The sequence below is a fragment of the Streptomyces sp. NBC_01232 genome (assembly GCF_035989885.1).
Lineage (GTDB): Bacteria > Actinomycetota > Actinomycetes > Streptomycetales > Streptomycetaceae > Streptomyces.
In genome coordinates, this window is record NZ_CP108518.1 from 6,955,195 (window position 1) to 6,978,944 (window position 23,750).

Here is a 23,750-nt window from a genome sequence, read left to right on the forward strand (position 1 = left end):
GCTGATCGCCATGAACAACTCCGTCTCCAACACAGGCCGTCTCCTGGTCGCCGCGCTGCGGATGCTGCTGGTGCTGACCGTCGTGACCGGCATCCTCTACCCGCTCGCCGTCACCGGGGTCGCCCAGGCGCTCTTCCACGACAAGGCCAACGGCTCCTTGGTCAAGGCCGATGGCCAAGAGGTCGGCTCCTCGCTCATCGGCCAGAGCTGGGACCTCCCCAAGAAGAACCCGGATGACGAGGAAGAGGCAGCGCGTCCGGACCCCAAGTGGTTCCAGCCGCGCCCGTCCAACAGCGGCTACAACCCCCTGGCCACCGGCTCCAGCCAGCTCGGCGCGTCCGACTCCCGGCTGGTGCAAGCGGTCACCGATGCCAAGAAGCAGGTGGCCGAGTTCAACGGCGTCCCGGAATCCGAGGTGCCCAAGGACGCGGTCACCGGCTCCGCCTCCGCGATCGACCCGCACATCTCCCCGGAGTACGCGGAGATTCAGATCAAGCGCGTGGCCAAGGAGAACGGCCTCACTGAGCAGCAGGCGGCCAAGCTGGTCGAGGAGCACACCGAGGGCCGCACCGCCGGCTTCCTCGGCGAGCCCCACGTCAACGTCCTGAAGCTCAACCTCGCGCTGAAGGATCTGGCCAAGCGCTGATGCCCGGCCTGAACGGGCTTCGGAGCCGCCGGGACACGGGATTTCCGTGTCCCGCCGGCTCCGCCCCATATCCAGCACGCCCACCGCGGAAGGAAGGCGCCACACAGATGACCAGGGTCCTGGTGGTGGAAGACGACCCGCAGCTCGTCCGCGCCCTGAGGATCAACCTTCAGGCACGCAAGTTCGACGTCGAGTCGGCGACCGACGGCAGTTCGGCCCTCCGCCTCGCCGCCGCCCGCAAACCGGACGTCATACTGCTGGACCTCGGCCTGCCCGACATGGACGGCATCGAAGTCATCAAGGGCGTACGGGACTGGAGCCGCGTCCCGATCCTCGTCCTGTCGGCCCGCCACACCTCCGAGGACAAGATCAGGGCGCTCGATGCCGGAGCCGACGACTACGTCACCAAGCCTTTCAGCATGGACGAGCTGCTGGCCCGGCTGCGCGCAGCGGTCCGCCGCCAGGAGGCCGCTGAGCCTTCGCAGGAGACGGTCCTGGTGACGACCAGCGACTTCACGGTGGATCTGGTGGCCAAAAAGGTTCGGCGTGATGGCCGGGATGTCCGGCTCACTCCGACCGAGTGGCACCTGCTGGAAATCCTCATCACCCACCCCGGCAGGCTGATCAGCCAGCGTCAGCTGTTGCTTGAGGTGTGGGGCCCGACGTACGAAGACAAGACCAACTACCTGCGTGTCTACATGGCCCAGCTCCGGCGCAAACTGGAAGCGGACCCGGCGCATCCCAGATACCTGATCACCGAGCCCGGCATGGGCTACCGCTTCGAAGGCTGAACGACATGAGACGCGGCACATTCCGGATCTACCTCGGCGCCGCCCCGGGCGTCGGCAAGACGTACGCCATGCTCTCGGAGGGGCACCGCAGGATCGAGCGCGGCACCGACGCCGTCGTCGCCTTCGTCGAGCACCACGGCCGCCCCCGCACCGAGGTCATGCTCCACGGACTCGAAGAGATCCCGCGGGCCGAGCTGGAGTACCGGGGTGGCGTCTTCACGGAGATGGACGTGGACGCCGTACTGGCCCGACGCCCTGCCGTGGCACTCGTGGACGAACTCGCCCACACCAATGTGCCCGGCTCCCGTAACGCCAAGCGCTGGCAGGACGTCGAGGAACTCCTCCAGGCAGGCATCGACGTCGTATCCACGGTCAACATCCAGCACCTGGAGTCCCTCGGCGACGTCGTCGAGGCCATAACCGGGGTCCGGCAGCAGGAAACCGTGCCCGACGAGGTGGTCCGCCGGGCCGACCAGATCGAGCTGGTCGACATGTCCCCGCAGGCCCTGCGCCGGCGCATGGCACACGGCAACGTCTACAAACCCGACAAGGTCGACGCCGCCCTGTCGAACTACTTCCGCCCCGGCAACCTCACCGCCCTGCGCGAGCTGGCCCTCCTGTGGGTCGCCGACCGGGTCGACGAGTACCTCCAGGAGTACCGGGGCGAGCACAACATCCGCTCCACCTGGCAAGCCCGCGAGCGGATCGTCGTCGGTCTGACCGGTGGTCCCGAAGGCCGACAGCTCATCCGCCGGGCCGCACGCCTCGCCGAGAAGGGCGCCGGCGGTGAAGTCCTCGCCGTCTACATCGCCCGCAGCGACGGGCTCACCTCCGCCTCGCCCAAGGAACTGGCCGTCCAGCGGACCCTGGTCGAGGACCTCGGCGGCACCTTCCACCACGTCATCGGCGACGACATCCCCGACGCCCTGCTGGAATTCGCCCGCGGCGTCAACGCCACCCAGATCGTCCTCGGCGTGAGCCGCCGCCGCCCCTGGCAGTACATCTTCGGCCCCGGCGTCAGCGCCACCGTCGCCCGCGAGTCCGGACCCGACCTCGACGTCCACATCGTCACCCACGACGCGGCCGCCAAGGGCCGGGGCCTCCCCGTGGCACGCGGCGCCCGCCTGGGCCGATCCCGCATCATCTGGGGTTGGCTGGTCGGCATCGCCGGACCGGTGATCCTGACCGTACTGCTGCGCACCGTCGTGCCCGACCTCGGGCTCACCAACGACATGCTGCTCTTCCTCACGCTGACCGTGGCCGCAGCCCTGCTCGGCGGACTGCTCCCCGCGCTGGCCTCGGCCGCCTTCGGGTCCCTGCTGCTCAACTACTTCTTCACACCGCCACTGCACCTGTGGACCATCGCAGACCCCAAGAACATCGTCGCCATCGCCGTCTTCTTCGCGGTCGCCGTCTCCGTCGCCTCCGTGGTCGACCTCGCCGCTCGCCGTACCCACCAGGCCGCCCGGCTGCGCGCCGAAGCCGAGATCCTCTCCTTCCTGGCCGGCAGCGTCCTGCGCGGCGAAACCGCCCTGCCCGCCCTGCTGGAACGGGTCCGCGAGACCTTCGCCATGGAATCGGTGGCCCTGCTCGAACGCGACAACGAGGTCGAACCGTGGACCCTCGCGGCCGGCACCGGACCCGCTCCGGCCGCGCGACCCGAGGACGCCGACGTCGACATGCCCATCGGCGAGAACATGGCCCTCGCCCTCACCGGCCGCGTCCTCCCGGCCGAGGACCGCCGGGTCCTTGGCGCCTTCGCCGCCCAGGCCGCCGTCGTCCTCGACCGCCAGCGCCTCGTCGGTCAGGCAGAGGAGGCCCAGCGCCTGGCCGAGGGCAACCGCATCCGAACCGCGCTGCTGGCAGCCGTCAGCCACGACCTCCGCACGCCCCTCGCCGGAATCAAGGCATCCGTCACCTCCCTCCGCGCCGATGACGTGGAATGGTCGGAAGAGGACCAAGCCGACCTGCTCGAAGGCATCGAAGAGGGAGCGGACCGGCTCGACGCCCTGGTCGGCAACCTCCTCGACATGTCCCGCCTCCAGACCGGCACCGTCACCCCGCTGATCCGCGAGACCGACCTCGACGAAGTGGTCCCGATGGCCCTGGCCGGAGTGCCCGACGACAGCGTCGAACTCGACATCCCCGAAACCCTCCCCATGGTCGCGGTCGACCGCGGTCTGCTCGAACGGGCAGTCGCCAACATCGTCGAGAACGCCGTCAAGTACAGCCCCGAAGGCCAACCCGTCCTCGTCTCGGCCAGTGCGCTGGCCGAGCGCGTGGAACTGCGCGTCGTCGACCGCGGCCCAGGCATCCCGGACGAGGCCAAGGACCGCATCTTCGAACCCTTCCAGCGCTACGGAGACGCCCCCGCCGGAGCCGGCGTGGGCCTCGGCCTCGCCGTCGCACGCGGCTTCACCGAAGCCATCGGAGGCACCCTGACAGCGGAGGACACCCCCGGCGGCGGTCTGACCATGGTCCTCACCCTTCCCACCGCCGAAGCGGCGACGGGGCCCCACGATGCTCCCCGGGCGGCCCTGACGTGACGCCTCACGTTCTCATCCGCTACGGCCGACAGGAGGGAGCCGGTACGAACACCCTCCCCACCCGTGCGCCGGTCCGACTGCCTGCGGGTACTCTGGGCCGCCGCGGTCCTTGACGCATCCCTGACGGCAGGGCCCGTTGCGGGGACCGTGTCGGAGGGCGGGCGAAGTGGCTGGACGTGTGGCCGGGGTGTGGCGGCTGTTCACCGCGCATCCCGCCCGTAGCGTGGTGTCGGCGTTCGCCCTGGTGATCGCCATCGGCACGGTGCTGCTGATGCTGCCTGCGGCGTCCACCGACGGCTCGGTCACCGACCCGCTCACCGCCCTGTTCACCTCCACCTCCGCAGTGTGCGTGACGGGGCTGGTCGTCGTGGACACCGCCACCCACTGGAGCGGCTTCGGCGAGGGCGTCATCCTGGCCCTCATCCAGGTGGGCGGGTTCGGCATCATGACGATGGCCTCCCTGCTCGCCCTGCTCGTCTCCGGCCGGCTGCGCCTGCGGATGCAGCTCACCGCCGCCGCGGAGACGAAGAGCCTGGGAATCGGTGACGTACGGCGCGTCCTGCTCGGCGTGGCCGGCTGCACCCTTGCCGTGGAGCTCGCCGTGGGGGCGTTCCTCGCCCTGCGGCTGCGGTTCGGCTACGACCGCTCCTACGCCGAGGCCGCGTACTCCGGCTTCTTCCACGCCGTCTCGGCCTTCAACAACGCGGGCTTCGGCCTCCACGCCGACAGCATCGTCCCCTACGCGCAGGACCCCTGGTTCACGATGCCGATCGCCGCGGCGGTGATCCTGGGAGGTCTGGGCTTCCCGGTGCTGCTCGAACTCCTGCGCCACCGCACCCGCAGGCGCACCACGGGGCGGCGCAACTGGTCCCTGCACACCCGGCTGACCCTCGTCACCAGCGCGGTCCTGCTGCTGGTGGGCACGGTCATGACATGCCTGCTGGAATGGACCAATGCCGGCACCCTCGGCGCCTTCGACTGGGACGAGAAGATCCTCAACGGATTCTTCTACTCGGCGATGAGCCGCACGGCAGGCTTCAACTCCATCGACATGGGCGCACTGAACGCCTCGACCATCCTGTTCACCTGCACACTGATGTTCATCGGCGGCGGCAGCGCCGGCACCGCCGGCGGCATCAAGGTGACCACCTTCTCGGTCCTGGCCGCCGCCATGCTCGCCGAAGTCCGCGGCGAACCCAACTCCACCGTGATGGGCCGTCGCCTGGCCCCCCACGCCCTGCGCCAGGCCCTCACGGTCGCCCTCCTGGGTATCGGGCTGGTCATCACCGCCACCCTGGCCCTGCTCACCGTCACCAAGGCCCCGGCCGAGGCGGTGCTGTTCGAGGCGGTGTCCGCGTTCGGCACGGTCGGCCTGTCGACCGGCATCACCGCCGACATCCCGGCCGTCGGTCAGCTCATCCTGATCCTGCTGATGTTCATCGGCAGGCTCGGACCCATCACCCTGGTCTCCTCCCTCGCCCTGCGCGAGCGGACCCGCCGCTACCAGCTACCCGAGGAGCGACCCGTCATTGGGTAACTACCTGAACTCCCTGCGCCACCGCCGCCGCAAGCGCCTCCTCGACCTCGGCGCCCAGCTGCACTCCGACCAGCGCGTCGCCGTCATCGGACTGGGACGGTTCGGCAGCTCCCTCGCTCACGAACTGACCCGGCGCGGCTGGGACGTCCTGGGCATCGACACCGACGCCTCCCTGGTGCAGAAGCACAGTGACGCCCTCACGCACACCGCCGTCGCCGACTGCACCGACCCGGAAGTCCTCCACCAGCTCGGCGTGCATGACTTCCCGAGCGTCGTGGTCGGCATCGGCACCGACATAGAGGCCAGCATCCTCATCGCCTCCAACCTCCTCGAGGAGCGGGTCCCGAACATCTGGGCCAAGGCCATCAGCCGCCAGCACGGCCAGATCCTCGAACGCCTCGGGGTCCACCACGTCGTCCTCCCCGAACACGAGATGGGCGAACGCGTCGCCCATCTCGTGACCGGCCGCATGCTCGACTTCATCGAGTTCGACGACGACTACGCCCTGGTCAAGACCATCACCCCGACCACGATCACCGGTGTCCCCCTCGCCCAGAGCGCGGTCCGCAGCAAGTACGGCATCACCGTCGTCGGCATCAAGCGGCCCGGCCAGGACTTCACCCACGCCACCGCCGAAACCCTCGTGGAGAAGGGCGACGTCATCATCGTCACCGGCAAGACGCGCGACGTGGAAGCCTTCGCCGAACTCGGCTGAGCCGGCCATCCGCTGTCGGGGCGACGCCCGCCCGGCAGCGTGGCGAGACCGCCGCGCCGAGGGCGACGCCCCGCGTGTGCGCCGTACGTGTGTGCGGTAGGACGTGGCCCGCGTGCACTGTGCGTTCAGGTACGGAGGTCTCGCAGTCGGTAGCCGATGAGTCCGACGGCTGCGGCGAGCGTGGCGACGGCAGTCATCAGCAAGGCCGCGGGCCAGTTGACGGGGGCGTCCGGTACGGCGGCCAGGTGCGCGAACGGGGAGAGCCGGCCGATCCATGCCGGCAGGCCGGACCCTTCGGCGAGCACCTTCAGCAGGAAGCCGCCCGCGGCCGGCAACGATCCGATGACGGTGACCGCGCGCGGCGCCCAGCCGAGGGCGAGTACACCGGCGCCCAGGCAGAGGAGTGCGACCGGCAGTACGTTCCAGGCGCCGGACAACGCGGAGGCAAGGCCGAGGTCGGCACCGACGGCCCTGGTCCCGGTCCAGGTGGCAACGCCGGCGACGGTGGTGAGCACGACGACGCCGCCCAAAGCAGCGGCGACCTCGCCAGTGAGCACGGTCGCCCGGGTGAGCGGCTGGCCGTACAGGAGGGTCAGGCGCCGACTGGCTTCGTCTGCGGCGAGTGCGGCGAGCCGGACCGCGACGAATGCTCCAGCCGGAACTGCCAGCAGCGCGAACAGCGTCGCGGTGTATCCCGGGACCGTGCCGAGCCCGGTGAAGCCCGCCTGCGCGGCGAGTTCGGCGAACCTCGGATTGTCGGTGAGGAAATCCGTCATGGATACGGCCAGCACCCCGATGAGCAGGTAGTACGCCCCGACACCCGCAGACCAGGCGGCCAGCGGCCGCGCCAGCCGCCGTACCGCGAACGCCTGGACCGAGCCGAGCAGCCACGTACGCGCAGCCCGCCCGGAGGACGAGCGCAGGTATCCGCCGCGGATGTCACGCCCCCCGGCAGCGACCACGGCCCCCGTGACGAGTGCCAGGCAGGCGGCCAGCAGGACCACCAGAGGCCAGATCCGGTTCCCGTCGTACGGGCGGGCCAGCGCCATCAGACCGAAAGGCGACAGCCAGCGCAGCCACCCAAGGGGGGCGACCCCGTCCCCGACCATCCGCAGCAGCATGCCGATGCCGAGCAGCGCCACCGCCGCGCCACTGGCCGCCGCCCGGGTCGCGAACACCTGAGCGCTCATCATGCCCGCCGCAGCGAAGAACACCCCGCACAACCCCAGAGCGGCACTGTGCACCGCGGCGCCGCTCACAGCCGCACCGGCAGCGACCAGACCGGCGAACGCGGCAGTGCCCGCGGTGAGCGACGCCGCCACCAGGACAGCGACGTGCCATGCCACCACGGCCGTGACCGGCAGCCGCCCGGCCAGCAGCACATCCCATCGGCCGGCGTCCTCCTCGCCCCGGGTGATCCGGGTCGCAGCGAGCAGCACCCAGACCGACAGCACCACCGCCAACGCCGTCCCCGTGCGCCACACGGCGAACCCGCCAGCCTCATCCAACGCGACCGGTTCGCCGAACAGAGTGCGGATTGCCGGATTGCCCGCCAGCGTCTGCAAGGCTGCCGCATCCGCTGGGTCCTTGACCGTGCTTGCGTAGGCAGCCACCGCCACTGCCGACATCCCTGCCATCAGGCCGATCACGAAGAGTGCGCCGCGCCGAGTCTGCCGAAGAGCCAGGGAGAGGACCGCCCGCCCCGCCGAGGCGTCGGGGGCTGCCTGCTCGGCCGGCGAGCTGACGGCCATCACTGCTGTTCCCCGCCGTAGTAGCCGAGGAAGATCTCTTCCAGCGACGGTTCCCGCATCGTGAGGCTGACCACGTCCGCAGCCGCCAAGACCTGCAGGGCGTCCCCGGGCGGGCCGGCGAGGGTGAACCGCACCGAGGCCGCGCCGGTCACCTCGACCGCCTCCACACCGGGCACTCGTGCCAGATCCGGGGGCGCGCCGTTGAAGCACACCGTCACCTCCGTGCGGTGCAGCCGTCGCAGCGCCGTCACGGCGGCGACATCGACGAGCCGCCCGGCCCGCAGGATCGCCACCTTGTCGCAGACCGCCTCGACCTCGGCAAGCATGTGGGAACTGAGGAATACCGTCTGGCCGTTGTCCCGGGCCTCGCGGACGGCGCGACGGAACTCGCGTTCCATCAGCGGATCCAGGCCACTGGTCGGTTCGTCCAGCACGAGCAGAGGCGCCCGGGTGGCGAACGCGGCCACCAGCGCCACCTTCTGCCGGTTGCCCGTCGAGTACGCCCGCCCCGGCTTGGACAGGTCGAGATCGAACCGCTCGACCAGCTCATCCCGGTAGGACCGGTCGGTACCGGGTCCCGTGCGCGCCAGCAGCTCAAGCATCTCTGCGCCGGTCAGCTGCGGCCACAACGCCACATCAGCCGGCACGTACGCAAGGCGCCCGTGCGTCACGGCGACGTCAGCCGCGTCAGTGCCGAAGATCCATGCTCGGCCGGCGGTGGGGCGGGCCAGCCCCAGCAGCAACCGGATGGTGGTGGACTTGCCAGCACCGTTGGGGCCGAGGAAGCCGAACACCTCGCCGACCGGGACGCTCAAATCCAGTCCGTCCAGCGCGAGGACGGGGCCGTACCGCTTGGTCAGGGATTGGGTACGAAAGGCGTGCGAGACCATGCTGGCCCCCTGAGTCGGTACGGCAGGCACACGGCCCCTAACCGCCGACCAGACTTCCCGGCACACCACTCGTGAAGATACTCGCGCCTGGTTGCGGTGGACAAGCGGCAGGCACGAACTGCGACATGCACGCCCAGGTGGAGCCAGCCAGCCGGTGGCGCTCCCGGGCCTTGACGAGCTTTGAGTCGGCGGGCTCATGTGTGCCGCACCAGCCTGTCGTACGCCCGAGCGCCATGGCGCCGCCGTCGCCGATTGAGTGACGGTGCCGAGGTGCAACTGGTCCCTGACTTGTCCGAGAGGCATTGCCGATCGGAAGCGTTGGGCACGCGGTGTGACGACCGGACGTCGAACGGTGTCTGGTCCATAGGGGGTTCGTGTGCTGGTGGTACAAGCCTCGCGGCGCCCTGACCTGCGGAGACGTGGCGGTCGGGGCTGGGTTGTGCAGCGCTGGTCCGGGATGGGTCCGGATCTTGGTCGGGCTCGACTGGGCGGAAATAACTCTGAGACTGCGTGTGTTACCCCCTGGCACGTGCGACAAGGGGGGTGTCGAGCCTGAAACTGTTTTACACGAAGAACGGCGTGACTGAGGTCATGCCGCGATTGGCTGAGGCTGAGGCCGATGTACAGGGCCTGGTCGAGGGGGCGATGGAGACGATGCTCGGGGTTCGATTCCTCGCCTCCGAGTACAGCACCGGTCCCGTTCACGGCGGGCGCATCGACTCGCTGGGGCTCGATGAGAACGGTGCTCCGGTGATCGTCGAGTACAAGCGATCCACTGACCCCGGCGTGCTGTCGCAAGGGCTGTTCTACTTGGCCTGGCTGATGGATCACCGCACCGAGTTCCAGGTGTTGGTCCGCGAGCGTCTCGGGGTGACTGCGGCGTCGCAGGTGCTGTGGAGCGCGCCCCGGCTGATCTGCGTCGCTGGCGATTTCACCCGCTACGACCTCCACGCGATCCGCGAGCACCGGAGATCGATCGACCTGGTGCGGTACCGGCTGTTCGGCGAGCACCACATCGCACTCGAGACGGTCGCCTCGGTCGCCGGGCAGGCCAAAGCGTCTCCGCGCCCGCGTCGTCGTGGCGCTGACGCGCCAGCGCCTGCGCGGCAGGCGTCAGGAGCGATGGCGGAGCTTGCGGCAGCGGTGGACGAGGTGCTCCTGGGGCTGGGCGAGGACGTCTCGAAGGTCCGGCGCAAGCAGTACGACGCGTACCAGAGGCTGCGGAACTTCGCCTGCGTCACGGCCAGGCAGGACAAGCTCCTGGCGTACCTCAAAGCAGCCCCGGCGGCCGTCGACCTCGTTTCGGGCTTCACGAGGGACGTGACGGGGCTGGGACACCACGGCACTGGTGACCTGGAGGTCCAGTTGCACTCGGAGAAGGACGTGGAGCGCGCGCTGGACCTGTTTCGGCTGTCGTATGTTGCGGTGGCGTAGGGCCTGGCGACCGAGCGCTGGGGCCCTCGCCCTGAGCGAGCGGAGCGCGCTGTCCGTGAAATTCGGGAAGGCATTCGGGTTCTCGGCGGGGCCTTTCGACGGATCGAGCGGGGACGTGGCGGTGGAGGTCGCCATCTTCCCCACGATCCCCGGTGTCGGATGACCAGGCGGCCTTCGGCGATGTCGTTGTGGCTGCGCTGGGCTTCGGCGCTGACCTCACGTACTTCGTCGCGGGTACACCAGGGGAAGGGATGGTTGCCCCAGGTCCGTTCCGTGTCGATCCTTTCCTGGAGGGCCGTCTCGATCTCGACGGTGAAGCGGTATCGACTCAGCTGTTTGGCTGCGGTGTTCGCGTAGTACGGCTCCTTGTGGTCGATGCGGGCGAGGACCATGGTGTCCGGGTCCGATGCTGGGGAAGCCGAGGTCGTACAGGTGAGAGCGAGCGGCGTCGCTCGTGGAGCCGGAGATCGTGGTGACGACGGCTGGGGTGGTGGTCTGGGTGGAGGGCGAAGCGGATGTGAGCGTCGGCGGAGGCATGAGGCATGAGGGGCTTTCGGTCGGGGCGGGAATGGTCATCGGCTTGGCCGGGCTGGGGTTCGTGCGGCGGAGCCGGCTCGCACGGCCGGATTTTGAAGGGCGGCTGACGGGCGGGAAGGGGGCTTCACGCCCGGGTCGTTGGTGGCGTGGTGCCAGCGGTTCCGGACGGAGAACAGCGTGGAGAGTGCCCGGCGGCTGCCGGTGGCCAGTTGGTGGACGGAGGTTGCCTCGTCCGACGTCAGCGTCGCGATTCGGGAGGCGACCGTGACGGCCTGACTGAGGAGCGCGCGCTGGAGGATCTTCTGGCCCCAGTGCTCCGGTGCGCCGGCGGGATAGGAGACCAGGTCGAGGACCCTGTCAGGGCCGAACCCCAAGTTAAGCAGGCCGCGTTGCTGGGCTTCCCACAGCAGGGTGATGGGGTCCACGGGCGCCCCTCTGCGGGCGAGGGCCGTCAGGCAGGCGAAGAGGGCGGCGTGCACGGGGACGGTGAAGTCGCTTTCGTGTAGCCAGCGCATCCGCGGCAGGTCGTCGGGGCGGGCGGTCGCTGCGGCCAGCAGCATCCGTTCCTCGTCTTCCGCCTCCGCCGACGCCTCGGCTGCCGGGCCGGATGCCGCCGGGGTCCTGGGCATCGACCCGCGGTGAGAGGGGAAGGCCGTGGCCAGCTCGTCGAGGTAGACGGCGAGCTCGTCGGCGCGGGCCAGTACGGTTCCGGCCGGGTCGGGCCCCGGGGTGCGGGCGGCCTGGGAGAGGAGCCCGGCGTGCCGGCGCAGGAGGCGGCGGGCATGTCCGGAGCGGACCATCTGGGCATAGGCCGGGGCATGGGCGTCTGTGGGGCAGTTGCTGATGAGGATGTGCAGGTAGGCGGCATTCAGGGCGCGGGTCTGGGCGGCGTCGAGGAGCTGGTTCGGCCACACCGGGCTGGTGCGGTGGACCTCGGGCGTGGGCGGGGACACCGTGCGCATCGCCGCGAACAGGCTGCCGTGGGCAGCGCTGGAGAAGTGCTCGGGCTCGAGCGGGCCGATGGTCTTCAGGCGGTCGGGTACCAGGAGCAGGGCGCCGAGCAGGGCCTGCTCGGCGTAGTGGACCACGGGCAGAGGTGCCGGATCCCCGAGGAGATCTTCCTCGGATGCGGCGCGGGCGTGGTCGGGCATCACGCCGCCAGGACGAAGTCGTCGCGGTTGAGCGTGCGTTCCACGTGCGGCGCGATCAAGTGCCCTGCGAGCAGCGGGGGGACGGCGTTGCCGATCTGCGAGAAGCGCTGGCCCTTGGTGCCCTGCCAGGGGTAAGCCGCCGGGAAGGATTGCAGGATCCCGGCTTCCTCGGCGGTGATCCGGATGGCCGGCGCCGCGGCGGAGCCCAGGGTTGTGGCGGAGCGGGTGGTCCAGATGCATTCGTTGGCGCGGTTGCCGAAGAACAAGGTGGCGGCCGGCTCGGTCACGGGGCGGACGGCCGCATTCGCCTGGCTGTTGCTGCGCAGAACCCAGTCCGGTCCGGCCGCGCAGCGAGGCGACGGCCGGGCCCCTTCCCGGCACCTGCACGGCGAGCCGGTCTTGGAGCTCCGGGAGAGGTCCGTGCGGGGCGGGGGGCTTTGCCAGGCGCCGCGGTCGCGGGCGTCGGACAGCGTCTTACGGGAGCCGGACGGGAAGGGTTCGGGCCCGCCCCCGGGTCCGCCGCCGGCGCACACCGTGGGCACGGGCCCGTCCGTGCGGCCCCAGCCCAGGGCTCCGGCCATGGACACCCATCGCTGGCGGCCGGGCCCGAAGAGGGATTCCTGCTCGCCGAGCTTGGCGTGCGTGGGTTCGGGCGGGGCGGCCCGACGGATGCGGGAGGCGATCAGGATCGCCCTCCTCCTGGTCTGCGGTACGCCGTAGTCGGCCGCGTTCAGGATGCCGCTCCAGGTGGAGAATCCCCAGGTGCGCAGCACGGCGGCGTACTGCTTCCACAGCGGTGCGACGTCGGGCACCTCCTCCATCAGCACCCACTCCGGCTCGCCCACGGTGTGGAGGGCATGGAGGTATCGCATGGGCTCGGCTGCCAGTAGCGACCGCGGGTCCTGGCAGGCGGCAAGCAGCTGGGGCCGGGTATCGCGGCCGACCGCGAGGTCGGCAACGGCCTGGTGGACAAGAGGCTGGTCGACAAGCCCGAGACGTTTGCCGGCCATGCTCCATGCCTGGCAGGGCGGGCTCGCTATCAGCCCGCGGGCCCGCCCCACGAAGGGCCGGACCGGGTAGAGCGCGACGTCGGTACGGATCGTGGTCTGCCCGGCTGCGGCGCGAGTCTTGCAGGCCCATTCGTCCCACTCCAGGCCGACGTCGCGCACACCCAGCACGTGCAGGGCATGTCCCCAACCGCCCGGACCGGCGAAGAGGTCCACGATGAGGTCTCTCATACGGCCAGCCCGAAATCGTCCCGGACCGGTTCGGGCTGCTCACCCCGGCAGGCCCACGGCGAGCAGCCGTCCACGACACCGGCTTCGAGAGCCTCCGCGTCCGGAGCGTCGTTCTCCTGCTGGAGGGCGGCCCATTCTGCTGCGGTGACATGGTCGATCGGCGCCTCGGAAAGGGGCGCCCGGGAGCGGTGCAGAAAAGCCTGGCCGAGGAGCGGGTTGCCGCTCGCGTTCGCGCGGGCATTGCCCTGATGGATGGCCGCGTCGAATTCGACGACGTCAGTCCATTCACTGGGAGAGGAGTCCCTGATGCTGCGCCATTGAGCACTTCCGTGAAATGGGCGAGTTGTTGAGAATCGAGACAGGGCCGTGACCTTTCTGTAGGGGCGTGGAAGGGCCCGCGGAGGGCGGTGCCCGAGGCGCTGCGATGCGGGGAGGGTGGGTTGACGAGGACCGTGACTCTGGAGGGGGGCCAGTCGTTCAACCGTGCATGGGTGCGAGCAGGGAACAGCCGATGGCTGACGTCCTACCCTGTGAGGGCGCCGGGCGGGCCGGTCAGGTTGGGCCCGCGGCCAGCCCGGCGCCTGCCCCAGACGAGGCCGCGGGGCTGGTCGACGCGATAGTCGAGGCGGTGCGCGAAGCGGACGATGTTCGCATTCGCGGCTTGCTTCAGTGGCTGGTGCCGCTGGCCGATACGGAAGTCCTGCTCCTGTTGCGCGCGAAGTTGCTGGGTGAGGAAGTCAGCGGCTTCCCGGGCGAGGGCCGAGGGCAGGGGGCTCGTTATGATGCGTTGTATGGCCCCCGGTGCATTGGCGTCGGGTCATTCCTTGCTTTCCGTCCTTGTTTAGAATGTGGAAGCGCACGGGTGTGAGGTGCGGTATCACGCGGCCTTCTTGAAGTCGGCTTGCGCAGGGGCGGCTTTGGCGACTGCCCGCGCGGTGATCGCGTCCGAGGCTGCCTTGGATGCGGCGGCCAGGTCGCCCGCGCCCGGTTCGAGGTACCAGGGGCGCAGGTCGAGCGCGGCCGGGCGGAGCCCGGTGGCGAAGAGGAGGGCGGTGCCCTTGGGCAGCGCGCGGATCCGGTCCGCGGGCAGGATCCGCTCCTGCCGCATGCTGATCGAGGTGGACTTGCCCGAGTCGGAGATGCTGGTGGACTTCGTCTCGACGTCGTGGTCACCGATCAGACGACTGAGCTTGTCCGCGAAATCGGGATCATCGATGCCGGCGCCGATTACCTTGATCGTTGCCGCCGACCACAGGGCGTCCATGCCTGCGTCCGACCACACCTTCTGACCCTGCCGGTAGCTCTGCAGGATCGTGATCGGGATGATCCCGCGGGAACCCAGGTGCGAGTACAGGTCCGGCAAATCGGAGATTTTGCACACGTTGGCGGCCTCGTCGAGGATCGCGAGCATGGGCGGATCGAGGCGCCCGCCGGTACGTTCGGCTCGGGTGGTCGCGGCCCGCATCACTGAGTCCGCGCACGCAGCGATCAGCGCGGAGGCTCCGCCGCCGCCATCCTTGGAGAGCAGGAACAGCGTGTCGGTGGAGGCCACGAAATCGGCCGGGCGGAACTCCGGGACGTCCTTCTGCGGGGTCACCCAGGTGGCGATGTCGGCGCTGAGTAGGGCGGACGCGTACTGTCTTGCGGTCTCATACACCCCGTCGCGCGTTTCGGGCGGACCCTCGACCGTTCCCTTCAACTGGGCTGCGACAGCGGTGAATCCGTGGTCGCGCAGGATGTCGAGGGGGCGCCGGTCGGCGGGGAAGGCCAGCCACTGCATCACGTCCGTGATCGGGCGGTTGTCGAGGGCCGCAGCCAGGAACAGCTGGCTCAGGACGTTGCTGCCGGCCTTGGACCAGAAGTCGCCCTGCTGGCTTGCGTCCACGGAGGCGGCGAGGAAGTGGCCGGCCAGACGTCCCGCGCCCTCCAGGGACTTCGCGTCGGCCAACGGGTTCCACCACATGGTGCGCGGTGCGTGGGCGATCTGCTGGGGGTCCATCGACCACACCCGACCCACCCGGCTGCGGGCGTCGAAGCAGGCCGTATAGGCGTCACCGGCAGCCTTGTTGCTGGTCAGGAGCACGGCGCCGGGGGCGGCCAGGATCGAGGGAATCGCCAGCGAGGTGGTCTTTCCGGAGCGGGGGGCCATGATCGCGACCGCTACGTCCTCCCACCCCATCCGGACTTCGGTCTTGCTGCCCTGGAGGTTGCCGAGGAGGATCCCGGTGTCGGACGGGGCGATGCGTTGGGCGTCCTTCAGGCTCAGGCGCAGGCTGCGGGCTTTTTCGGTGATCGCGGTGGCCAGGACCGGTGCGATGTCCTTGGCCTTCGCGGTGCCCTCGATGCGGCGCTTCTTGTTGCCGCCGAGCGTGCCCTTGTGGCGGCTCCACCACAGGCCGCCGGCGGCGGCAAGGGCGAGCAGGGCTAGGACGGGCAGGATCCGCGCACCGATCAGCAGGGACGTTTCTCCCAGGTCGGGCCAGAGCTGGTCGGGACGTATCAGTGCGTCGGCGGGCCGGTAGGCGGCCCAGGCGTTGCTGGTGGCCAGGGAGGTGAGGTTCCCGCCGAGCCAGGCGAGGTGGGTGAGGGGGATGGCGACGGCGAAGGCCCCGAGAAGGGCCTTGAAGGCTATGTCGTAGCCGTCGGCGGAGGAGCTGGGCTGAGACAAGGGCGCGCGATTCCATTTGGCGGTCGCGGCGGGTGAGCCGTACGACCGGGCTGAGGGGGATGTGGGTGGTGGTTTCGATCCGAGGGCCCGCGGCGGTGCGTACGGCGGTGGTATGGATCTCCAGGACGGCGCGGCCGTGGACGAACCAGCCGTAAAGGGCGTTTCACGCCTCCGCGTTACGGGCGTCAACTGCAGCCTGGCGGGCCTCCGCGCTTGCATGAGGATGGGCAGCGAGGCGGGTTCGGCACTCCGTCCTGATGGCCGCTATCTGGTCGAGCGCATCGCGCAGTTGAGTCAGTTGCCAGGCCCAACGGTTCTGGACGGAGGAGGCGGGGACCCGTTCGAGGTCGGCCTCGGCGGCGTCGAGCAGGACGCCGGCCTCCTCGCTGACCGGTTCGAACGCCTTCCACACCACGTGGTCCCGGTCGGCCTTGCGGTCGTCGTAGCTCTCCGGGTCGTACGGCCAGCCATCGAGATCGGTGTGCTCGTCGGAGTACAGGTCCCAGGCGTCGACCGCCGCATCCGCCGCGCGCAGGAAGGCCGCAAGACGGCTGACCATCGCCTGAAGGCCGGGGACGGCAGTGCTGCCGGAGGGGGGCGGATTGGAGCAAGGGCGGGCCTTCTCGGGTTTCAGGGGCGGGATGTACGGGAGTGCGCCGGACTTGCCGGGGCGGCGGCCGGGGCCGGTAGGCGGGTGGTGAGGTGGGTGCGGCGCTGGGCGCGGGCCTGTGCCCGGGCGGCGTCGATGCGGGTGAAGTGGGCTTCGACTGCCTGCTGGGGAGTGAGCGGGCTGGGGTTCTGCCGGGCGCTGTAGTGATCGAGGTCGTACATGCCGCGCAGGACGGGGGCGGCCGAGACGAGCTGTTCGGCCAGGCCGGCCATGAGGTGGTCCGGGACCGGGCCGCTGATCCACATCTTCCAGATCGGCGCACCGGTGTGGTCGGGCTGGACGATCCGCCAAGCCATTTGGTCGGAGCAGTCGTTGAAGATCGGACGCAGTTCGGCGCTGATCGGCAGCTCCGGTGCAGGCGAGCGGGCCTGGCCGGTGCCGTCCGGCTGGCGCTCCAGGGCCCAGCCGGCCATCTGCATGTGCTCCCACGGACTGCTGTCGCCTCGGCGCGGTCCGTGGAGAAGGCCGTCGGTGAATCCGGCGATGATCTCCGCCGGCACCATCCGGTCGAAGGAGGCGTTCCACGTCCAGTCGACGGACTGGATCCGCCACGGCGAGCCGGAGGCGAACGGATCGATCACCAGCTGGTGCCGGGCCTCGTCGGGGCCAGCCAGGGCGATCCGGAGGTCGCCGGGGGCGGAGGTGAGGGTCCAGCCGGCGGCGAGCAGGGCGTGGGTGACGTGGCGTGGGTCGCCGGGCCCGGCGAGGGGGCGGGGCGTGGTCTCGAAGGGGATCTTCGTGGCGTGGTCCTCGGCGTACGAGGCCCGCTGGGTGGGGCTTACCGCCACGGGACCGCCTGGGCGGGTGCCCTGCGGACGGAGGCAGTCCGCAGGGGGTCCAGGGTGAGGTCGAGCAGCCGCAGGTCCTGCAGGACGGATGCCGCCTCGATGTACTCGCCCAGGGTCGCCTCGACGATTTCGGTGCGGGGAACGGTGGTCTCCTGGGCGAGGTAGCGGGCGATGCCGCGCAGGGCTTCGCCGAGGCGGGCTGCGGTACCTGTATCGGCGTCGACGAGCGCGGCGATCAAGGGAAGGGCATCGGCCAGGCTGGGACCGGTCCGCAGGTGGGCGGCGAGGCGGTGCAGGGTCTGGGCGGACGCGCGGACCTCTTCCGCGGTCAGCTGGGTGGTGGGTTCGTCGGTCATCGAAAGCTCCGGGGAGGGGAAAGGCGGTTCAGGAGCGCGGGGGTATCAGGCCGTGACCGGGCGGTGGAGGCGCCGGGTGCCGGGCCGGGACTGGTGGTCGGGGTGAGATGTCGCCCAAGGGCGCGGCCGAGGAGGGGCGACGATGGACCGGGCCGGTCATCGGGTTCTTGCATAGCCGGGTGCCTTGCTGGTCCGGGCACGGGATGAGACCCAGTTGCGGCCCCAGGTGGCGGCGCGGGCGGCGGAGAGACGGGCCTGCTGCCAGGCGCCGAGCTGGTCGGGGCGCACGGACACGGAGGTCGCGCGGATCCGGTTGCTGAGCGGGACGTGTCCGCGCGGGCGCATCACCGGCTCCGGGTCGGCCAAGGCCGTGGTCAGGGACTGCATCAGGTTCAGCGGGGTGCTCGCGGTGGCCTGCACGTTCCACACAGGCCCGTGCTCGTTGCGGGCGCCGACCCACCAGTGGTCCTGGCTGCCGTCACCGCCGGCTTTGACGTACTGCACGACGGCGTGCCGGTCGGGGCTCTGGGCTACGAAGTAGTCGTCCTGCTGCATGCTCCACGACTTCTCGGTGAGCGGCGCCCACACGTTCGGGGCGTGCGCCGAGCGCGGCTTGGTGAGTGCGTCGGTCAGGCCCGCGACGATCTCCACCGGGGTCTGCGGGGTGAGGGTGACCTGCCAGGCCGGCTGATGTCCCTGGGCGGCGCCGTGGATCTGCCAGCCGCCCGGCGGCTGGTAGGCGACGCGCACCATCTGGTCGGGCGAGTCGAAGGCGAGCGTCGTGCCGGACTTGCGGGTGATGTCCTTCCAGCCCGAAGCGCGCAGGAACTCGCTGACATGCCGCAGGTCGCCGCCGCCGGCCAGGTAGCGCGGTTCGATCAGGTAGTGCTGCTCAGCTTGCTGGGCCTGACCCCAGCCGGTCCACTGCTGCTGTCGGCTCACCGGTGCCTCCCACGCGCCACCAGGGCGGTGGCCTGCGTGGCCGTCGGAGGCGACGTGGTCAGGGGGTGGCGCGTGGCGATCTCCTCGAAGACTTCCTGGTGTTCGTCCAGGTCGAGGGCGAGGTCGTACAACGTGTTGGCGGTGCGCCCGAGAGCCAGCCACATCTCCGCCGGGAAGACGCCGCTCTGGGCATGGTGCTTGGTCACGTAGGTACCAGTGCCGACCAGGGCTGACAGCCTGCCGAGGACGCCGCTGTCGGCATCCAGGACCTGCCGGAGGATCTGGGCGGCCTGCTGCGGCCCGGCCTGGGACAGCCGCTCGGATAGCTGGTCGAGCTGCAGGGTGATGCCCGCGGTGAGGGCGTCGGCGGTGACGGGTGGGGTCATGGGCGGTCCAGGGTGCTGTGCGTTACCCACGACGGCGGTCAGCGGGTGTGGCGGTGGATGGAGGCGGCCGGTGCGCCAACGCGGCGCGGCGGTGACATCGCGGGCCGGGGCCGGTCGGTGCCTGCGGCTTTGACGACGACGGCGCGCAGGTAGCGGCGCAACAGGAAGCGGGCGAGAGCCGGTCGGCGGGCCGCGCTGAGCAGCGGGACACGGGGCCGACCGTCAGGAGTGTCAGCCGATGGCTGGGGGCGGTTGGTCTGGCGCGGGTCGGGCACGGTCACCGGGTTCGGGCGGTGGTCCGGGCACCGGGCTGTGGCGTGGGCAGCGTGGCCTCCGCGGCCGGGCGGGCGGCGGCGCGCAGCACGGTGGGGATGCCGAGGCGGGCGAGGCGGGCGCCGGCGGCCCGGACGGCGTGGGCCTGAGCCTGGGTGTCGTCCCCGCCGAGCACGTACGCCTTCGCTGCGCTCTCCCAGACGAACCCTTCAGCGAGAAGGACCTCGGCTGAGGGACGGGTGGTGGTGACCGCGGCGAGCGAACCGTCCTCAAGCCAGGTCATCACCACCTGCTCCTGCCGCGCGCCGGGCCCGGGCGGCGGGGGGTTCATCGCGTTGTGCCGGACCTGGGCCAGGGCGATGTCGTAGCGCGGCAGCAGATCTGCGGTGACGGCGCGGGCGGCGCGCTCGGCGTCGGCGGGCACGGCGATCCCGTCAGGCTCGCGTACCCCGGCGTACGCCTCGGGGGCGACGCCGGCCGGAGCGATGGCGGCGACGAGGAACTCCTCCTCATGCCGGGGGTGGACGGTGACGTACAGGCCCATGCCGTCGTCGCGGACGAGGTGGGCGTCGGCGCCCAGGGCGTACTCGGCGAGCGCGGAGGCTACCTCGTTGAGGTCCCATACGTTCTCGGCGTGGGTGAACTGCTCCTCGTGCCCAGCGTGCTGGTGGTACTGGACGGTCCAGTGGCCGGGGAGTTCCTCGGAGAGGATGGTGGCGAACGACTCCACGTCGCGGCCGTCGTCGTCGGGCAGGGGGCGGGGGGCGGGCATGGGCTCCTCGAACTTGGGGCGGGGGTCATTGGGTCCGTCCGGAGGCGGTAGGGGCGGGTGAGGCTGGCGGGGCGGCAGCGGGGAGGGCTGTTCCTGGCCTGGCCGGGGCCGTGGTGCGGTCGGCGAGTTCGGCGCGGGTGTGCAGCAGGTCGGCGGTGATGGGACCGAGCCGGTGCTCGGCCAGGTAGCGCACCCGGGCCGCGACGTGCCGGTCCGCAGGTCCGCCGAGGCCGTCGTAGACGGAGGCAAGGGAGTGGAGAAGCTGCCCCAGAGAGGCGAGGATGCCGTCGTGCGCCGCGGTCACCTCCTCCAGACGGTCGGACACCTCGGCCGGGTTGCCCGCTTCTCGGATGGACTCTGCGAGGTTCGCGATCGACCGGCCCGTCGTCACGTAGCGGGGATCGGTCGTCGAGGTCGCGAACTGCGGGTCGGCCTGTACCCGGTATCCGGCGGCCTGGAGCCGGGCGACGGCGAGCTTGGCCACGGCCGCCTCATCCGCCGGCTCGACGGTCGGCGACATCGGGTGCCAGGTGACCCCGCGGACCTCACGCAGGAAGAACGTGCGTTCCAGGATGCCGTGGGCCAGCCCGTCACCGCCGTGGGCGGTGATCCGTCCGGTGTCCGCGTCCCTGGTGACTGTGATGGGCGGCGCCTTGCGCGGGGCGGCAGGCTCGTTCACCGGGCCATCGCACGGGCCGAGGTGGCTGCCTGCACGGGCAGTGTCGGCGCAACGGGGGCCGGAGGCGCGGGAGGCTGGAGTCGCGAGGCGATCTCGCCCAGCTGCTCCTGCAGCCCGTACAGGCGGCGGGCTGCCCAGAACAAGTCCCTTGCTGCGGCGTCCGTTTGGTTGTCGGACAGCGCGGCGGCCTGCCGACCGACCTCCTCCACGAGCTGGCGCACGGCGGCGATCGGGCCGGACTGCTCGGCGGCGAGCTGTCGCAGGATTCCCGCGAGCGGGCTGGTCGCGGTCGGCACCCGCGGGGAGGCGGTGACCGCCGGGCCGGCTGGCGGGTTCTGGGGGCCGGAACGCTGCTGGGGGATGGAGTGCAGAAGGAGGTCGGCCGCGATGTTTCGCGCCTCGGTGACCAGGGCCTGCAGGAGTCGGCGGGGAGGGGTGCTCCAGGTGCCGTCGGCGCGGATCAGGTTGGCGATCACGTCCAGGCGGCCGGGCTGGCCCTGGACGGCGATCCACCGGCATGCCGCGTCGTCGCCGGGTGGCGCGATGCCGGCGGCACGGGCGATCCGATAGCCGATCTCGGACCACTCGGCGTGGTTCAACTCCCGGTCCAGCGGGTGCAGGTGCGCGGTGATGTGGAGGATCGCGCGCCGGTCGCCGCCGGGCCCGGAGACGAGTGGGTGCTCCAGCGACGGGTCGGCGAGATGGTCGGCCCACCTCGCCGACTCCCATATCCGGTCGTCGTCGGTGTAGTGGTCCAGCCGGTTCCAGTGGGCCACCACCGTGCCGCCGGGCTCGGTGGTCAGGCCCTCCTGCATGCTGATCTCGCGGCCGAGCGCCTCTGCGAGGGCTTCGTCGGCGGTCACGTCGCGGGAGTGGACTTCAATGATCATGGTCTCGCTCGGGGTCGGGCTTTTCGAAGGGCGGCTGCGGGCCGGCGGCTTCGCGCCGTGGCAGGATGGCGGTGATCACCGGCCGGGGCGGGCGTCGGCGACGTGGACGAGCTGGGCGTGGGCGGTCAGGGAGTACCAGCGGCAGTCCACGGCCTCCTCGGCGTCCCCGAGGCGCTTGACCAGGTACTCCCGGAGCGCCTTTTGGTGCATCAGGCACTCCGGGCACCGCTTGGACAGGTGCACCAGGTAGCGAGGGTGGGCGGTGGCGTAGGACCGGTCACCGCCGGTGGGGTCGAGCAGCCTCCAGCCGTTCTCGTCGGTGGGGGTGTGCCAGGAGGGGGCCACGACCTTCATCGCGTCGCCCCACAGCTCTCCGCCGGCGGCGCCCTTGAGGACCACGACGTGCTCGCCTGGGCGGAAGTGCTGGTGGGTGATGTCCCGCTCCGGGGTGAGCGGGTCGGGCGGGAGGTACACGGGGTGGGTCTCGGGCACGGAGGTCCTTCCACGAAGACGCTGGGCGGCGGTGGAAGACAAAGGGTCCGGAGAATCCCCGGTTTCCGAAACCGGGGATCGGCGGCTATATTGCGCGCCGCCCGGCCTACCGGAACGGGTTCTCCGTGGGCCGGTCGCGGTCGTCGGCGGCCTCCAGCAGCTCGGGCAGATCGGTCCCCTCAGCCTCGCGCTGGTCGACCCACCACCCGGCTCTCGTCAGCAGCCGGACCTGCTCCTCCAACTGGGCCCAGTCGGCTTCGTCCCAGGTCCCTTCGGCGACCAGCGCGGTGTAGGCGCGGGTCACCAGCTGGTGGCGGCTGCGCTCGCCCCAGCCCAGGATCTTTTCGGGGCCCTCCAGGGGCGGCATGTCGAACTGGGTTGCCCAGTCCGCAGCGGCGGTCTGTTCTTCGGCGCGCTTGGCGGCCAGCCACTCGGCCGTGCTGGCGGCATCCGCCTGCTGATCGGCCCGCCAGCAGCCGGTGCACTGCCGGGCGGCGAGCCAGCGGGCGTATCCAGCGCGCTGGTCCGCCGAACGGCTCGACAGGTCATGGGTGTTGGTGTGTCCACAGCTGTGGACGATCTCAAAGGACGTGGGGATGGCCACGGAGAACTCCTTGCAACAGAAGGGGTGGAGGGCTGGACCGGTCGCGTGAGCCGGTCGCACAGCGTTAGGTCTCGGCCCACTGGTGACGCGCTCCGGATGCGTGGCCGGTCAGGGTGCCGGCAGTGGTGCGGTGGAGGGTGATGGTGGCGGTCGGCGGCAGGGCAGGTGTCCTTGGATCGGGGTAGGGGGTGTGTCGGTGCGGTGTGGCTGTCAGGCCGGGGAGGGGCCCGTCGTGGTCACCGGGTTCGTCTGGCAGCCGAGGAGTGGGCGCCGAGGGTGGGTACGGGCGCGGAGGCAACCTGGGGGGTGTTTACGCGGTGCTGCGGAGGTTGGGCGGCGGCGGCCCGGGCGATGCGAGCCAGCCGTTCGGACGCGGAGTTCGCTCGGACCGGGGCGTTCGCTGGGGCCGTTTCGGCTGGATCGAGGGAGAGGTCCGCATGCACGGTGAACCCATGTCGGCGGAGGTCATGGACGGTCTGCCGGGCGCGGCGCCGCAGGTCGTGATCGGGCTGGGTCAGCCGGAACAGATCCGCTCGGCCCGGTACAGGTTCGAACTGCTCGCGCTCCAGGTACCAGGCCGCGAGGTGGGAAGTGATGGCTGTGGTGGGACGGGCGACCACACCGTGCTCGGCGTGCAGCCCGAAATGGAAGTGCGGTTGCATGGGGGGCGTCCAGATGGGTCGGGGGAGGTCATCGACTGCAGGGCGCTCGTCCGGGGACGGAGGGCGCGGCCTTGGCAGCAGCGGGAAGTGCAGGCCGGACCGTGGTCGCAGGGCCGCCGGGTCGGGTGGCGCGGGCCTGCCGCAGCAGGGCCGGCGCGTCGGTGCGCCATCGGCGGAGGGTCTCGGCCGTGCTGGGCGGCAGGGCGGCAGGCGAGGACGGTGCCGCCGGCCACGAGGGTTCCGCCGCGTCCGGGTGAAGGAGCTGGTGGAGGCGGTCCAGGGAGGCGGAGCCCTCGGAGCCCGACACGGGGCGCACACGGGAGAGGAGTTCA

Annotated in this window: 21 protein-coding genes and 1 pseudogene; 6 read left to right on the forward strand and 16 right to left on the reverse strand. The window is 70.8% G+C overall.

Annotated features, from left to right (window positions below; all coding sequences use genetic code 11):
- Positions 1 to 10: 10 nt before the first annotated feature.
- From kdpC to OG444_RS32115, 5 genes are all read left to right on the forward strand, one after another.
- Positions 11 to 646, forward strand: a complete 636-nt coding sequence (gene kdpC / locus OG444_RS32095; RefSeq protein ID WP_266445575.1) for a potassium-transporting ATPase subunit KdpC — start codon at positions 11 to 13, stop codon at positions 644 to 646.
- Positions 647 to 753: 107 nt separating this feature from the next.
- A complete protein-coding gene (locus OG444_RS32100) occupies positions 754 to 1,437 on the forward strand; it encodes a response regulator (protein WP_252310263.1) in 684 nt (227 codons plus the stop codon).
- A 5-nt stretch (positions 1,438 to 1,442) separates the two neighbouring features.
- On the forward strand, positions 1,443 to 3,983 hold the full coding sequence (locus OG444_RS32105) for a sensor histidine kinase (RefSeq protein WP_252310264.1): 2,541 nt from the start codon (positions 1,443 to 1,445) through the stop codon (positions 3,981 to 3,983).
- Between the two features lie 166 nt (positions 3,984 to 4,149).
- Positions 4,150 to 5,520 carry a TrkH family potassium uptake protein gene (locus OG444_RS32110; protein ID WP_252310265.1) on the forward strand — a complete coding sequence of 457 codons (1,371 nt, stop codon included), beginning with the start codon at positions 4,150 to 4,152 and terminating at the stop codon, positions 5,518 to 5,520.
- Positions 5,513 to 6,235 carry a potassium channel family protein gene (locus OG444_RS32115; RefSeq protein ID WP_252310266.1) on the forward strand — a complete coding sequence of 241 codons (723 nt, stop codon included), beginning with the start codon at positions 5,513 to 5,515 and terminating at the stop codon, positions 6,233 to 6,235. Before OG444_RS32110 ends, OG444_RS32115 begins: the two co-directional genes overlap by 8 nt.
- 125 nt (positions 6,236 to 6,360) lie before the next feature.
- Here OG444_RS32115 and OG444_RS32120 read toward each other — a convergent pair whose 3' ends face one another.
- Positions 6,361 to 7,986: an ABC transporter permease gene (locus OG444_RS32120; RefSeq protein WP_252310267.1), complete on the reverse strand. Its 1,626-nt coding sequence runs from the start codon at positions 7,984 to 7,986 to the stop codon at positions 6,361 to 6,363.
- On the reverse strand, positions 7,986 to 8,876 hold the full coding sequence (locus OG444_RS32125; protein ID WP_252310268.1) for an ABC transporter ATP-binding protein: 891 nt from the start codon (positions 8,874 to 8,876) through the stop codon (positions 7,986 to 7,988). Before OG444_RS32125 ends, OG444_RS32120 begins: the two co-directional genes overlap by 1 nt.
- 543 nt (positions 8,877 to 9,419) lie before the next feature.
- Here OG444_RS32125 and OG444_RS32130 point away from each other — a divergent pair.
- Complete coding sequence (locus OG444_RS32130; RefSeq protein ID WP_266606556.1) at positions 9,420 to 10,310, forward strand: DUF5655 domain-containing protein; 891 nt, start codon at positions 9,420 to 9,422, stop codon at positions 10,308 to 10,310.
- 572 nt (positions 10,311 to 10,882) lie between these two features.
- On the opposite strand, the gene OG444_RS32135 is transcribed toward OG444_RS32130, so the two are convergent.
- The 14 genes and pseudogenes from OG444_RS32135 to OG444_RS32200 all read right to left on the reverse strand — a co-directional run bounded on the left by OG444_RS32135 (position 10,883) and on the right by OG444_RS32200 (position 22,756).
- Positions 10,883 to 11,998, reverse strand: coding sequence for a DnaB-like helicase N-terminal domain-containing protein (locus OG444_RS32135; protein ID WP_252310276.1), 1,116 nt, complete (start codon positions 11,996 to 11,998; stop codon positions 10,883 to 10,885).
- The gene (locus OG444_RS32140; RefSeq protein ID WP_327265442.1) at positions 11,998 to 13,236 is read right to left on the reverse strand and encodes a DNA cytosine methyltransferase; all 1,239 of its coding nucleotides are present in this window, start codon (positions 13,234 to 13,236) and stop codon (positions 11,998 to 12,000) included. The genes OG444_RS32135 and OG444_RS32140 overlap by 1 nt, the downstream gene beginning before the upstream one ends.
- Positions 13,233 to 13,574 (reverse strand): annotated as a pseudogene (locus OG444_RS32145) (hypothetical protein); the annotation flags it as partial. The pseudogene OG444_RS32145 and the gene OG444_RS32140, both read right to left, overlap by 4 nt.
- A gap of 539 nt (positions 13,575 to 14,113) precedes the next feature.
- Positions 14,114 to 15,904, reverse strand: a complete 1,791-nt coding sequence (locus OG444_RS32150) for a type IV secretory system conjugative DNA transfer family protein (protein WP_252310278.1) — start codon at positions 15,902 to 15,904, stop codon at positions 14,114 to 14,116.
- 163 nt (positions 15,905 to 16,067) lie between these two features.
- Positions 16,068 to 16,463, reverse strand: coding sequence for a hypothetical protein (locus tag OG444_RS32155; protein WP_252310279.1), 396 nt, complete (start codon positions 16,461 to 16,463; stop codon positions 16,068 to 16,070).
- A gap of 71 nt (positions 16,464 to 16,534) precedes the next feature.
- A complete protein-coding gene (locus OG444_RS32160; RefSeq protein WP_327265443.1) occupies positions 16,535 to 17,362 on the reverse strand; it encodes a DUF317 domain-containing protein in 828 nt (275 codons plus the stop codon).
- The gene (locus OG444_RS32165; protein WP_252310281.1) at positions 17,353 to 17,718 is read right to left on the reverse strand and encodes a hypothetical protein; all 366 of its coding nucleotides are present in this window, start codon (positions 17,716 to 17,718) and stop codon (positions 17,353 to 17,355) included. The genes OG444_RS32160 and OG444_RS32165 overlap by 10 nt, the downstream gene beginning before the upstream one ends.
- Before the next feature lie 156 nt (positions 17,719 to 17,874).
- On the reverse strand, positions 17,875 to 18,660 hold the full coding sequence (locus tag OG444_RS32170) for a DUF317 domain-containing protein (protein WP_252310282.1): 786 nt from the start codon (positions 18,658 to 18,660) through the stop codon (positions 17,875 to 17,877).
- Entirely contained in the window at positions 18,657 to 19,046 is a 390-nt protein-coding gene (locus tag OG444_RS32175; protein WP_033221573.1) for a hypothetical protein, read from the reverse strand. Before OG444_RS32175 ends, OG444_RS32170 begins: the two co-directional genes overlap by 4 nt.
- Positions 19,047 to 19,323: 277 nt before the next feature.
- The gene (locus OG444_RS32180) at positions 19,324 to 20,091 is read right to left on the reverse strand and encodes a hypothetical protein (protein WP_266606558.1); all 768 of its coding nucleotides are present in this window, start codon (positions 20,089 to 20,091) and stop codon (positions 19,324 to 19,326) included.
- A 25-nt stretch (positions 20,092 to 20,116) separates the two neighbouring features.
- Positions 20,117 to 20,770, reverse strand: a complete 654-nt coding sequence (locus tag OG444_RS32185; protein WP_266354002.1) for a hypothetical protein — start codon at positions 20,768 to 20,770, stop codon at positions 20,117 to 20,119.
- A complete protein-coding gene (locus OG444_RS32190) occupies positions 20,767 to 21,660 on the reverse strand; it encodes a hypothetical protein (protein WP_266354003.1) in 894 nt (297 codons plus the stop codon). Before OG444_RS32190 ends, OG444_RS32185 begins: the two co-directional genes overlap by 4 nt.
- Positions 21,661 to 21,735: 75 nt before the next feature.
- Positions 21,736 to 22,152 (reverse strand): hypothetical protein, encoded by a 417-nt coding sequence (locus OG444_RS32195; RefSeq protein WP_266354004.1) that lies wholly within the window; start codon positions 22,150 to 22,152, stop codon positions 21,736 to 21,738.
- 106 nt (positions 22,153 to 22,258) lie between these two features.
- On the reverse strand, positions 22,259 to 22,756 hold the full coding sequence (locus OG444_RS32200; protein ID WP_327265444.1) for a hypothetical protein: 498 nt from the start codon (positions 22,754 to 22,756) through the stop codon (positions 22,259 to 22,261).
- Positions 22,757 to 23,750: the final 994 nt, after the last annotated feature.